Annotated in this window: 12 protein-coding genes and 1 pseudogene; 2 read left to right on the top strand and 11 right to left on the bottom strand. The window is 50.6% G+C overall.

Annotation, left to right across the window (positions count from 1 at the left end; translation table 11 throughout):
• From F3J40_RS24440 to F3J40_RS24400, 9 genes and pseudogenes are all read right to left on the bottom strand, one after another.
• On the bottom strand, positions 1–467 hold a 467-nt coding region (locus F3J40_RS24440), incomplete at its 3' end, for an inverse autotransporter beta domain-containing protein (protein WP_205297516.1).
• A 272-nt stretch (positions 468–739) separates the two neighbouring features.
• Positions 740–904, bottom strand: a pseudogene (locus F3J40_RS24435) (DUF4113 domain-containing protein); the annotation flags it as partial.
• Positions 905–992: 88 nt separating this feature from the next.
• Entirely contained in the window at positions 993–3,548 is a 2,556-nt protein-coding gene (locus tag F3J40_RS24430) for an inverse autotransporter beta domain-containing protein (RefSeq protein ID WP_167018738.1), read from the bottom strand.
• Between the two features lie 277 nt (positions 3,549–3,825).
• A complete protein-coding gene (umuC, locus tag F3J40_RS24425) occupies positions 3,826–5,088 on the bottom strand; it encodes a translesion error-prone DNA polymerase V subunit UmuC (protein ID WP_167018736.1) in 1,263 nt (420 codons plus the stop codon).
• 136 nt (positions 5,089–5,224) lie between these two features.
• A complete protein-coding gene (locus F3J40_RS24420) occupies positions 5,225–5,527 on the bottom strand; it encodes a DUF2913 family protein (RefSeq protein ID WP_167018727.1) in 303 nt (100 codons plus the stop codon).
• A 52-nt stretch (positions 5,528–5,579) separates the two neighbouring features.
• The gene (gene umuD, locus F3J40_RS24415) at positions 5,580–6,002 is read right to left on the bottom strand and encodes a translesion error-prone DNA polymerase V autoproteolytic subunit (RefSeq protein ID WP_017346563.1); all 423 of its coding nucleotides are present in this window, start codon (positions 6,000–6,002) and stop codon (positions 5,580–5,582) included.
• A 153-nt stretch (positions 6,003–6,155) separates the two neighbouring features.
• On the bottom strand, positions 6,156–6,869 hold the full coding sequence (locus F3J40_RS24410) for an HAD family hydrolase (RefSeq protein ID WP_167018725.1): 714 nt from the start codon (positions 6,867–6,869) through the stop codon (positions 6,156–6,158).
• A complete protein-coding gene (locus tag F3J40_RS24405; RefSeq protein WP_167018723.1) occupies positions 6,869–7,720 on the bottom strand; it encodes a lysophospholipid acyltransferase family protein in 852 nt (283 codons plus the stop codon). Before F3J40_RS24405 ends, F3J40_RS24410 begins: the two co-directional genes overlap by 1 nt.
• A 12-nt stretch (positions 7,721–7,732) precedes the next feature.
• The gene (locus tag F3J40_RS24400) at positions 7,733–8,323 is read right to left on the bottom strand and encodes a GNAT family N-acetyltransferase (RefSeq protein ID WP_167018721.1); all 591 of its coding nucleotides are present in this window, start codon (positions 8,321–8,323) and stop codon (positions 7,733–7,735) included.
• Between the two features lie 129 nt (positions 8,324–8,452).
• On the opposite strand from F3J40_RS24400, the gene F3J40_RS24395 reads away from it, so the two are divergent.
• On the top strand, positions 8,453–8,620 hold the full coding sequence (locus F3J40_RS24395) for a hypothetical protein (protein WP_167018719.1): 168 nt from the start codon (positions 8,453–8,455) through the stop codon (positions 8,618–8,620).
• 819 nt (positions 8,621–9,439) lie between these two features.
• On the opposite strand, the gene F3J40_RS24390 is transcribed toward F3J40_RS24395, so the two are convergent.
• Positions 9,440–10,525, bottom strand: coding sequence for a mannuronate-specific alginate lyase (locus F3J40_RS24390; RefSeq protein ID WP_240155598.1), 1,086 nt, complete (start codon positions 10,523–10,525; stop codon positions 9,440–9,442).
• Positions 10,526–10,741: 216 nt separating this feature from the next.
• Here F3J40_RS24390 and msrA point away from each other — a divergent pair, with 216 nt between their 5' ends.
• A complete protein-coding gene (gene msrA / locus F3J40_RS24385; RefSeq protein ID WP_167018717.1) occupies positions 10,742–11,278 on the top strand; it encodes a peptide-methionine (S)-S-oxide reductase MsrA in 537 nt (178 codons plus the stop codon).
• Between the two features lie 328 nt (positions 11,279–11,606).
• Here the strand turns inward: msrA and F3J40_RS24380 are convergent.
• On the bottom strand, positions 11,607–13,297 hold a 1,691-nt coding region (locus F3J40_RS24380), incomplete at its 5' end, for an Ig-like domain-containing protein (RefSeq protein ID WP_205297515.1).

The raw sequence follows: 13,297 nt of genomic DNA, 5'->3' as shown, positions 1-13,297 counted from the left end.
CCGACCATCCAGTCATCAATAAAGTGACGCTGGCCCAGGCCAAAGTTACCGGTGGCCTGCCCATCGTTCAGGCGGATACCGTTCTGGGTAAAGAACAGACGATCGGGACTGTCGTACAGGGGCAACAGCAGGTCAACCGAGCCGGTTTGCGGCGCAAACTTGCTGTTAATGCCAAATTCAACCCGGGCGGTACCGAAGTTTTGTAGCCACTGTTGAAGCTGCTGAGACGCCATACCCGACGCCTGCTGCGCCGCAAAGCCGCCAAAGTTGCCGGACTGCGCCAGCTGTGCAGCCGGGTTCAGGTAGTCGTGAAGTTCTGAAGGGGCCGGAGTCTGCTGTGCAACGGCCGTGATGGCCCATGCCGGCGTCAGCGCCACGCTAACCTGTAAAGCGGCCTGTAACAGCGCAAAACGACGCATCCGGGCAGAGTAGCGCCCGGTGGAGTATGTATTATGAGAAGTAGACATATTTTTTATTCCGGTTAATTGCCACACGCGCAACCGGAGCATTCTTAATTTACTTAAAAAGCAAAGATGCAGGCGTTGTCCTGATCAGCTTCCTTGTCATTCCATTTAACCACCTAACCCAGACTATTCTTTTATATTACCCCATAAAAACCAACCTCAATTTTAATTCACCCTCAAGCATCAACCCATATTATTAAAAAAGAGAAAACCAGATCTGTGAAAATATTTACCAATAGATGACTTAATTAATGAAATTATATTCACCCTCATCCTTATCCTGCAACCGGCAAATCCTTCACGCGCGTCGTATAAGCAGGCGATAACATATCTCGCTTCATTGACCAGGGCTTTTCAATCCTCTGCCCGGCAAACCATGATTTACTGTGGCCCTGGTGATTAATACGATCAATCACTGCCATCAACGCATCGCTATTAGCCTACGATGTAAAGTCATCAAGCGGATGCCAAAAAAAGAAACCCCGCTGGATCGCGGGGTTGTAAGAGGTTATCCGAGGGTAGATGAGGTTACGGCAATCCGCTTTTCACCCAGTTACTGCCATTGGAAGTCATAATGATTCTCTCCGAATTGCGCATAGAGTATCTTTGTCCATCGTACCTTAAGAGGACCATACTCGCAGAGTTACGATCAATCCTGATGCGTTTACCCGCCTGACCGCTGGCTGGAGGCAAGTCAATAAACTCAGCTCGCTGGCTATTGGATGTCCTGATACGCAATCTGTCTGTCGTTGCCAGGGCTGCTTTTAAGATCGCTTCGGTGAAATACATATTCCCGGAAAATTCATACTCAGGCCAGGTAGCACCATCATCCGCTGTCAGGGTCACGGTTCTGTTTTGTACCGCAAAGTCAGCATTGTCGATTTTTACGCTAATCGTCGCCTGGCCCTCGGTGGTTCCCTTCAGCTTTGCGCTGTAAACGCCCTTTTCATTCGTCACGGTTCCGATTGATGTGCCCGTCAGGCCTGTGTGGAAAGTGACGTTCACATTATCAATCGGATGACTGTTGCCGTCCTTCAGCGTAAGCGTCAGAGTGCTCTCTGCTACCCCGTTAGCCATAATCGATGCTGGTGTAACCGCTAATGTTGATTTACTGATATCACCAGCGCCAGGAGTCAGTGTCACTTTCGCACTCGCAACATCAAAGTTGGCACCATTAACAAGTACCGTAACAGTCGTTTCACCGACCTGTAAGCCTGTTATTTCAGCCGTGTAAGTACCATTGCCTTTATCCACAGTGTTATTAATGAAGGAATCTGGCTGAGAACTTCTAAAGCTAACGCTCTGGCCTGCTACCGGATTTTTGTTTATATCTCGCAGTGTGAAGGTAATTACAGCCTTGTCATTGCCATCTGCAATAATCCTCGTCACGTTTGATTCCAGAGTAGAATTGCCCGGCGTCAGGCTGCCAACATCCGCAATCTGTTTAACGCTGGCCAGCGGTAACACCACGTCGTCAAAAGAGGCTGTAATCACCGCGAGGCTTGAGCGCGTGCCCATCGTCAGGATGACTTCATACAGACCTTTGCCTTTCTCCGTGATATCACCCACGCTGGCGGACTTATTCCCGCCCGGAGATGCTGTAGACTGGGCGGTACTGGCCTTGCCTGTCTCTGGCAGTGCATCTTCACGCACGAACACTTTCAGTCTCTTCAGTGCGCCCTCTATCGGTAAATTATCCGCATCCACCAGGAATATACCAATTAGGGTGGTGGATTTTCCATCAGCAACCAACGTGCTGTTATCGGCCGTCACTCTGCTGTTCACAACATTTACGTCAGTACGCCCAACCATGATAGTGGTAGTAGCAGCTGCTGACCGGTTACCACGCGGGTCAACGGCTACCCCGCTCAGGGTATAGCTGTTACCCTCCCCTGGTTTAAACGGGGGTAACGTAAGGGCATATCGGCCATTACCTTCATCGATGACCTTCCCACCTGCTGCCACAATCGCAGCATCATTCCAGATAATCTCCTTCAGGCCGTACTTGCTGTCATGCTGGTAATCTATCTGTTTTATCGCCATGCCCGCACCCTCAATGGCATACAGGCTGAGCCTGGTCAGCTCCTGTTTACGGTACTCCAGCACAATATTGTTGTTACGGTTCACCAGATCCATGCCGTTACCTGCCAGCGTCGCGCCCAGGTTCACCTGATCCGGGTCCAGCTGCGATTCCAGCGAGCGACCAAACTGCCAGTTCATCTGCAGACCAAACAGGCTCTCGTTCTGGTTGCCCCCCGCTTTGTGATCCGCTGACAGGGAGAACATGGGCACGGGCGTCCAGCTCAGGCCAGCGGTCACCGCCATCGGATTTTTTTGCCGCTTATCCTTGCCGAACAACGCCACTTCGCTGCCATAGTACTGCTCATACATCAGGCGGGCGCTCAACGAAGGGTAATCCACCAGCCAGCCTTCGGCCCGCAGATCAAACCCGTTGGCAGGCCGGGCCTGATAGTCGGTCACATTGTCGGCATTTTTCCAGTCCGAAATGCGCATGTAGCCGTTAGCGCTGAGCTTAAGGTAGTCACGCCAGGTCTCCAGCCCAATACCAAAACGCTTGTGACCCTGGCTGAAGTTCTCGTCATAAAAGGCGTTATAGCCGACCATCCAGTCATCAATAAAGTGACGCTGGCCCAGGCCAAAGTTACCGGTGGCCTGCCCATCGTTCAGGCGGATACCGTTCTGGGTAAAGAACAGACGTTCGGGACTGTCATACAGGGGAAACAACAGGTCAACCGAGCTGGTTTGAGGCGCAAATTTGCTGTTAATCCCGAACTCAACCCGGGCGGTGCCGAAGTTCTGTAGCCACTGTTGAAGCTGCTGAGACGCCATACCCGATGCCTGCTGTGCCGCAAAGCCTTCAACGTTGCCTGACTGCACCAGCTGTGCAGCCGGGTTCAGGTAGTCGTGCAGTTCTGAGGGGGCCGGCGTCTGCTGCGCAACGGCAGTGATAGCCCATGCCGGCGTCAGCGCCACGCTGGCCTGTAAAGCAGCCTGTAACAGCGCAAAACGACGCATCCGGGCAGAGTAACGCCCGGTGGAGTGCGTATTATGAGAGGTAGACATATTTTTATTCCGGTTAATTGCAACACGCGCAACCGGAGCATTCTTGATTTGCTAAAAGAGCAAAAATACAGGTTCTGTCCTGATCAACGTCCTTCTGAGCCTATTTTCTTATCTAACCAAGACTATTCTTTTATATGCTTGCGGAAAAAATCCGTTCAACCTTCACTTATCTGCAAGCGTCATTATCTATTACCCGAATTAAAATCGAGGACTGTAAAAACATTTACCAACAGAGGTCATTTAATCAATGAATTGATAAACCAACTTATATTCTTCTTCATCCTGCAACCGGTAAATCCTTCACGCGCGTCGTATAAGCAGGCGATAACATTTCTCGCTTCATTGACCAGGGCTTTTCAATCCCTTGCCCGGCAAACCACAATTTGCTGTGGCCCTGATGATTAATACGATCGATCACCGCCATCAACGCATCGCTATTAGCCTGCGGTGTAAAGTCGTCAAACAGATTCAGCTGCGCGACACCCTGGCTGAAGAAATCCCCCAGCATCACGCCGGCTTTCATATAACGTGGGCCATCGCGCCAGATGCAATCCAGCGCACCCAGCGCCGCACGAGTAATGTCACGCGTATCGTTTGAAGGGGTCATGAGTTGTTGGCTGGCGGAGTTGGCATAGTAAGGATGGTGTGGATCGTGCGGGCTGGTACGGATAAATGCGCCGATATAGCGGCAATACTGACGTTCACTTCGCAGTTTTTCCGCCGCGCGCGCGGCATAACTGGCCACCGCTTCACGCATCGCCTGGTAGTCGGTAACACGCTCACCAAACGAGCGTGAGCAAAGAATATTTTGTCGGTCAGGAATGGTTTCATCAAATGCGAGGCAAGGCTCGCCGCGCAGTTCACGCACGGTACGCTCCAGCACCACACCGAAATTTTTTCTTATCAGCGCGGTCGGCGTATCGGCCAGATCCAACGCAGTATGAATACCCATCAGTTGCAGTTTTTTTGACAGGCGGCGCCCGACACCCCACACCTCCTCCACGCTGACCAACTGCATCAGTTTGCGTTGCCGCAGTGGTGCTGAAAGGTCCATCACATTGTCCGCTTTGGTCCAGCGCTTCGCGGCCCAGTTCGCCAGCTTGGCAAGCGTCTTGGTTGGCGCAATGCCCACGCCAACGCGCAGATGTGTTTCTTTATAAATCCTGTCGCGGATCTCGCAGCCAAACTGTTGCAGCGGCATACAGCCACTGATGCCGCTGGCATCAATAAAGGCCTCATCAATGGAATACTCATCGACGCGTGGCGCGATCAGCGTCAAAGTCTCCATCACTCGTCGTGACATGTCACCATACAGTGCATAGTTGGAGGAGAACACCACCACCTTGTGCTGCATCAATGCTTCACGCTGCTTAAAATAAGGGGCTCCCATTTTCAGGCCCAGTGCTTTTGCCTCACGACTCAGCGAGATAATGCAGCCATCGTTGTTTGACAGCACCACAATCGGCTGGCCGCGTAAATCGGGGCGAAACACCGTCTCACAGCTCGCATAAAAAGCGTTCACATCAACCAGTGCGTACATAGGATCACCAAAAAAATACTGTATATAAAAACAGTATAATTAGGCGAGCAAGAAAAGCGAAGTGATGATGAAAGAAAAACAGGCGGCGGGTGTGCTCTCCCCTGACTGATACGGGAGAGCCAGAGGCAGTGGCGAACTAGCCGCCTTGCTGTGCAGCCTGCTTCATGGTGCTGGCCCGCTGTGAGGTTTCATACACGTACTGCAGCATCGGTTCCAGATCGGCGTCTGGCCCGGAGGTGATAATCTTTTTGCGCAACCACTCGATTTCACTATTGATATCAGAGTGAAAGAGGTTGTTATTCTGCGCATTGCGTAACCATTTCATCAGGAAGTTATTTTTTCCCCGGACGTTCGCAGACGCATTTTTTTTGTTATTCATTTTCACGGCGACCAGCACGCAGTAATAGAAATGAACACGCTGGCTGTAAGAATTGTACATGCTGTTTTTCACTCTCGTGGGCATCCATGTATGACATAAACCAGAGCCAATTTTACCTCTTCAGCGTTTTAATGACATGCCGTACAACGCCAAAAATTTCAAACTGGTCGCTATCAGAGATGCGGATAATCGCATGAGCGGCATTCATCGGTTTCAAGTGCAGATAAGGCCGCAGCATCAGCTGTTTAACCGTAAACTCCCCCCCTAAGGCGGCCACTACCGTATCACCATGTTCGGCATTAAGCGAGCTATCTACCACCAGCATGTCACCTGCACTGATTCCCGCTTCAATCATTGAATCACCACTGACTTTAATAAAGTAGGTGGCACTGGGATGACTCACCAGCAGATCATTCAGATCAATACGCTGCTCAATATAATCCTGAGCCGGTGAGGGAAAGCCACAGGGTACGCGGCTGATAAACAGCGGCAGCGCAAAAAAAGTCGCGCTGTCAGCTGGACGATAAATCTCCATCGGTATGGGCCTTGAAAATAGCTGTATATAAATACAGTAATCGCAATTAAGGGGGATGATCAAGGCCACGATCGCCGGGATTTTGTAAAGCGGTTGGTAATTAAGGAAATTTATTTCTCTGCGATCCCGCTGAGTCAGGGGATCGCAGAGGGATTACACGCGGCTGAGTTCCGGCTGCGCTTCCCACTCAGGCTGATTCACAATCTGCATGACGCTTTTGCACATCTGCTCGGGCGTGGCTGCACGATAGCAGTAATCACCATCCTGTAGGTTGTCATTGTTGTAATATTCAGCGATGACAAACCAGCGCACCGCACCGTTATGCCATACGCTGCGATCGGCCGAACCATCTCCCACGATCATCGCAGGCGTGGTGATCTTGTTTTGCCGCCGCAGTGCCCCGACGATCGCGGTTTTGCTCTTCTTCGATGACCAGAGTGGCGAAGGACGCAGCCCGATCACGCGGTTGCCCCACCAGAGAAAACGGTTACCCACCACGTTTTCTGGCGGAATGCCCCATATTGCCGCAATCGGTTTGATCCACTCTTCATAACCGCCGGAAATAATCAGAATATTGGCCCCGGCACGTCTCAGGTCTTCAAACAGGGTGCGGAAAGCGGGCAGTAAGCGATCTTTGTTGCGTTCTACATAGGTATCAATATGCGAACGCGTGACGCGACGTGCCATTTTCAACATAAAGAGATATTCCCCTGCACTGGCTTTGCCAATCAGGGTTCTGGGTGCAATATCCGCCAACTGCTGCATGATCTGCTCGCGCTGTGGGTCCTCCTCCAGCGCGATTTTTAATACCTCTACCGTGCTTTCTTCGGGAATCAGGGTAAAGTCAAAATCAAAAATGACATCCATTAGGCTTTACTCCCATCGCGATAGGCATATTTGTCTTCACGGGTGAAATGCGTCGCCGGGATAGCCAGCTGTGTTGCAATCGCCTGCTGGACACGATCCGCGTACTCTTGCTGACCACCGGATTTCGCGGCAGATTCATAGCCCGGAATAGCCGGAAGATAGTGCATATCAAAACGGATAGTTGGGCTTATCAATAAGCGAATAAAGCGCATCACGCCATTGCCATAGAAAGGATGAGCAGAGAGGCCAAACGGCAAATGAATCGAGATGGCCACGGGCACTACCGGGCGTCCACGGACCAGGAAATCGGGGCGGAAACGGTACAAACCACGTCCATTGTTGATCGTCGCTTCTGGGGTGACATACAGCGCCGTACCCGAAGGGGACTTTTTCCATTCGCGAAACTTCGCCATCATCTGTTTCAGATCGGCCACCAGCCAATAGCTCGCGCCCGATCCCTTAAACAGCAGGAATCCGCTGATTTTTCCCGCCACACCACCAACGCTGTCTACCATCAGCGTGGCATAAGGCATGCCTAAAGCCGTGAAGTGATCGAACACGCTGATGTGATTCGACGCCACCACACAGCCATCGGTATGTTGCCCTACTTGTTCTGGCGTCATATTGACGCGCACGTTGATCCCGATCATCCGCAGAAAAATACGATAACCTCTTTTCTTCACACGGGTCGGAAATGCCTGCATAACAAACGAGTAAATAACAAGCGCTAAAATTCTCAGCAAACCAACAATAATGCCAAATGGCAACCACAGTGCCCACAAAATGGGTTTGCGACTTTCCCCTGAGAACAAGGGTTGGTCGCAAATCCAGGTAATATCATCTTGCTTCATTCAAACCAACCCTTAATCTTTACTGCTAACGGCAAATCGTTTGTAATCCAGGAGCTTTTCAATTTTCGCTTCGTTCGATTCGCGAACAGATTCAAAAAGAGCTTTGGTATAAATAATGCGCTGATGCGGACCAAATTCAGTATTTAGCACGTCATCTTTCAGGGTTTTCAACTGGAGGTACTTCATGTTCATGTTGATGGCTTTAGCATTTTTCACGTTGGTCAGGGTGTAGACCTCATCCAGACCCAGCTCATCGAAGGCGTGCGTTAAGGCCAGATGACCAGAGATGAACGGGAACGGCGTGCCCCACCACTGGGTGTCATAACGCATACCGAAGTTGATGCCGTACTCTTTTTTCTCAAAACCGGCAAAGCCCATAAAGTGCTTTTCTTCGCCGTTGGTCGCGGCCCAGCGAGAGAAGCCAAACATCTGTTGTGAAGCACGAAAACGTTCAATTTCCCGCTCGATCACATCCTGAGTCCGTGCCTCACCATTGGAGATATACTTCATTACCTCCTGATTCGCCGCCATCGCCATATAACCAGCAACGTCTTCAGGTTTCCACATTCTAAGGGTGACATTAAAGCCTGAGATAATATTCATCCTTAACTCCTTCATTGGGTTGACGTTCAGCAACAGTAACTACCTGACAGATAACTGCGTGTTGGCAGAGCGCGTGAACCTGGCGGCACCGCTCCATAATCCTTTATTAATCGGGGAAGATAATTCGCTGTGAAAAATATCAAAACCACCCATAAAATTGATGGCGCCTTGATTTTTTCGCAAACGCATCCCTCACCCATCAATGGTGAAAAAGTTCATTTCCGAAGATGTATCTCTTCAGTCAGTGTTACCGCTCAGGTTAAAAATACGGCAGTACCTGGGCAAAAATGGCAATGAGTTGCCCTTCACGCCTGCGAAGGCGTAACCCATAAAGCTTACTGATTCTCTTAACGTAACCGGAATGATTTAGTTAAATCATGCTTAACTCACACAGCAAGGAAAGTAGGTTTTTTTTAACATGTATGAACATACTGAAAAAAGCGTAATATGTAACTAGTTGTTACTGAAAATCACAAAACCCATTTCAATCAATAAGATAGTTCTTATATAGCGTTTTTATATATTTTCTGCAAAATTGACGCAGCTACTTTACAGAATTTTCTTACCACTTTCAGTTTATGGGGTTTTAAGATTAATCTAATAACTGCGTGAAATTACTTTAAAAACCATAATGTAATCTGCTTGTCATCGATCAGAGATAAAGTGGTGAAAAAGCAGGCAAGATCAGTCACAGGCAGGGGTAGAGGCAGAAGTGAATACATTGTCTACAAAGCAGGCAGCGCCAGAAAATTCTGTCGGGATATGACGTGATTTAACGTGATTAAACGCCATTGAGCAGACTGCACGACGCAATTATCTGGCAGAACCCTGGCTTATATTTATCTGCAAGGTCTCTGGAAATGGCAGTTTTACCCCGCATCTCCCGATAATTAAGTGAAAGTTTTTCACATGATTATTTACTGAAAATTAATTTTCACTGACTTCGCTTAGGATAATACTGGGATATCACCGTAAAGTGCCGCATGAGGAAATAAGAATAACCTTGGTTTTTCCAGACTGAAATATCGATTCAGCAAGCTTATTTTCCAGGCAACCTCGCGAATCTACCGCGTTTAAATACCTCACAATGCAAATGGATACCCCAGCGCCTGCATTTTACTCATTACGGTGTACATTCTCATTTTTCTGCTCGTGTAAATAGAGTGCACCCAGATCGCCGCCCAGCCGCCGGTTCTGCTGTAAGGCCGCAGCATCCAACCAGTGACGCTGTTGATCCGTGCACGGGAGCAAAGTGCAATAAGGTAATAGCCAGACAACGTCCTGCGGCAGCCTGAGGGGTAATTGTGCATACCCACTGGCTTTCTGGAAGGGGGTAGCATTTTGTATCCCATCTATCACGTTCTGACTTAACTGGCGCAACGGTCGCAGAGGTAAGCGCACCTGATTCGCGGCGGCAAAGCGGGCAATCATCACGAGGGGTTCTAGCGCATAGTTGTGGTAAGAGAGCGCACGCTGCCTGCGTCGGAGTTCGTTAGGCAGCATCCCCTGTGCATCTGTCTGGCTGGCGGCGATTTGCCAGCGGCCTGTCGCCCACTCAAACAGATCCCGTCGATTCGTCACCACAGCACTGCTCATTACCGCCCAGGCAGCCCAGTAGCTGTGGTTATTGATACGCTGTAAAGGTAGCGATCCCCAGTCTTGCACCACTAAATCTGCCAGCCTGCCGAGCCACGCGTCAATTTGCTGCTGCTGGGTGATGTGCCCAGCCAACGGATGTGATGAGGAGAATCGCAGCCGCAGCCAGTTTGACGATAAGGTGGCAAGTGCCCATTTACGCTCAGAGCGTCCCATATAGTTGGTTTGCAAGCTGCTGAGAGCATCCGCCTGAGCCCACTGGTTTAATCCCGTCAGCAGGCAATTTAACGTCTGCGCGTTGCCCGAACGCATAAAGCGCGTGGTTAACTGGCTGGTGAGTTGTTCCAGTCGGGTAATGCTCTGGGTCTGCTGGCGAAAATCTTGCTCCGCTGTCAGGTTAAGCGTGGCTCGGGCCGCGTCGGAGCCCTGATATTTGCTGGTAAAACGCAGAGCGCCGGTATAGGGCATGGGAAACGCTGGGCAGGTGAAGGGAGACGGGTGTTGCTGATGAACCGGCGCAAAGTAACCCGGTGGCGGCACCAACGGTTCAGCCGCCAGTAACACCGAACTCCACATCACTAGCGTGATTAGCCATTTACACCGCATTGCCCTGCCCCGCGTCTTCAATCTGTGTGCTGTAAACAATAAATAACCTGAAGCTTCTACACTTACTACTGCGCTTCACAGCCCGATCCAGCATCTTGTCTCCGCCCCGTAATAAAGGTAGCAAAAACTTTTGACCGGAAATGTTGATCTTATGGGTTGAAAGAGGCGTCGGATACCCCCATTCTCCAGCCCTTAGTCCGCAATGAGGTGGTTATTATGGCAAATGAATACGCAGTCATCGCCGGTGGTTGTTTCTGGTGTGTAGAAGCCGTGTTTAAAGATATTAAAGGCGTTGAGAGCGTTGAAAGTGGCTACACCGGTGGTGCGCGCCCCAACCCAACTTATGAGCAGGTGTGCAGCGGTGCCACCGGCCATGCGGAAGCGATTCGCGTGGGCTTCGATCCTGAGCAGGTAAGCTATGGCGATCTGCTGGATATTAGCTTTGCTACGCACGATCCAACCCAGTTGAACCGTCAGGGCAACGATATTGGTACTCAGTATCGCTCTGCTATCTTCCCGGCGAATAAAGAACAGAATGCGGAAGCGATCGCCGCGATTGAACGCGCGCAGGCCGATCACAGCGATCCAGTCGTCACCACCATTGAGCCACTGAAAGAGTGGTATCCGGCGGAAGACTATCATCAGGATTACTGGGCTGGTGCCGGTCAGCGTAATGGTTTCTGCCTGGCGGTGATCCCACCGAAGCTGCAAAAGCTGCGCAAGAAGTTTGCCGAAAAGGTGAAAGAGAGTTAAGTATCAGGGCGGCCAATGGCCTCCCGCTGGCAAATACTTTCCCGAAAACGGGCAAGTCGTATAGGGTGATTTCTGCCGGAGGGGCAGCACACTCACCTGACCTTGGTGATGATTTGATGGCTGTTTCTTTGTCGGAGACGAGGCCGTAAATTAGCAGTTCATACTTTACGAATGCCGCACAAATGTGCGGCATTTTTCACAAGTTGTAAAAAATTAGCCCCTCTAATTACTCACTACATGTTTGTGTTTTACTGCTAAAAGCAAAAGTGAAAAGATACGTTAACATCCCTGTTCATATTCTATATCATAGCTAATGAGTGGTAGCAGGTTAATCTATTGGACCTGTGTTTTTATATATCCAGGATTTACCATCAGAGACAAAGTGCCCTGTATTATATTTTATGAAATACTGTTTTCCATTTGCATGAACATAAGTACCAGCAAGTCCCTGAGCCGTCACTCTTATCGCCACTCCCTTTTTGACTTGATTAGCCTGAGGCGGATAAAGATTACGTGTTTCGTTCAAAGTTACAATGGATATATCATCAGTGTTTTTAAAATGTGACTGAAACGCACTTGCATTTAAATTTCCCGGATATTTCAAAGTAAACCGTTTCATAACGACCGGTGGTGCCGCTATTTTTTTCTGACTTCCCTCGATTGCAACATAGATTATTGCACTATTTGACTTTGCCTCCCCAGAGAAACGAGATGCCATCTTAACTGTAGCTTCCCCTCTACTATTGGTTCGTGTCTGCTCTGTCAGGGTAGTTCCAAAAGGATTATCTGACCATTTAACTTCAAGGTTGGGAACTGGATGGCCTAATGCATCCTTAACTATCACGGTATATACCACACTATCTGAGCCATAAGCATTGAACGCAGACTTCGAAGGTTTGATATCTTTAGCAGCAATCTGTGCAGTGGCTTTATCACCGATAAAGGTCGCCTCCACGCTCTGAGGCGTGCCGCTGCCCACTTTGCCGGTCACTTTCACCTTTTCTGCCACGGTGTTGGTAAATTTCAGCAGAGCGATGCCCTTGCTGTCGGTTTTTACCACCAGCGCACCGCCCACGGGCCGCGCCGAACCGCCCAGCGTGAACGTCACGTCCATGTCTGGCACCGGGTTGTTATTGCCATCCAGCACGCGCGCACTTGTCTGCACCTCGCTCTTACCGTTCGCCACTCCCGGGGCAGTATTAACCAGCTTCAGCTCTCCCTTGTTCAGGTTCGCTGACGATCTGTCCACGATAAAGGTCGCCTCCACGCTCTGAGGGGTGCCGCTGCCCACTTTGCCGGTCACTGTCACCTTCTCGGCCACGGTGTTGGTAAATTTCAGCAGGGCGATGCCCTTGCTGTCGGTTTTTACCACCAGCGTACCCCCTACAGGCTTCGCCGCGCCGTTCAGCGTGAACGTCACATCAACGCCCGCCACCGGGTTGTTATTACCATCCAGCACGCGCGCACTGGCCTGCGCCTGACTCGTGCCGTTCGCCACTACCGGGCCGGTATTAACCAGCTTCAGGTCACCCTTGTTCAGGCTCGCTGACGAACTCTCCGCGATAAAGGTCGCCTCCACGCTCTGAGGCGTGCCGCTGCCCACTTTGCCGGTCACTGTCACCTTTTCGGCCACGGTGTTGGTAAATTTCAGCAGCGCGATCCCCTTGCTGTCGGTTTTTACCACCAGCGCGCCTATAGGCCGTGCCGAACCGCCCAGTGTGAACGTCACCGCAACGCCCGGCACCGGGTTGTTATTGCCATCCAGCACGCGCGCACTGGCCTGCGCCTCACTCTTACCGTTCGCCACTACCGGGGCGGTATTAACCAGCGTCAGCTCTCCTTTGTTAAGGCTCGCTGACGCTCGGTCCGCAATCTGTTTAACGCTGGCCAGCGGCAACCTCACGTCGTCCAGAGAGGCTGTAATCACCGCGAGGCTTGAGCGTGTGCCCGTCGTCAGGGTGACTTCATACAGGCCGTTGCCTTTCTCCGTGATAGCACCCAACGAGGCAGACTTCGTCG

Origin of the sequence: Candidatus Pantoea multigeneris (assembly GCF_011752615.1) — a bacterium.
In the GTDB taxonomy this organism is placed as follows: Bacteria; Pseudomonadota; Gammaproteobacteria; order Enterobacterales; family Enterobacteriaceae; genus Pantoea; species Pantoea multigeneris.
This window is presented reverse-complemented; position numbering and strand designations above follow the sequence as displayed.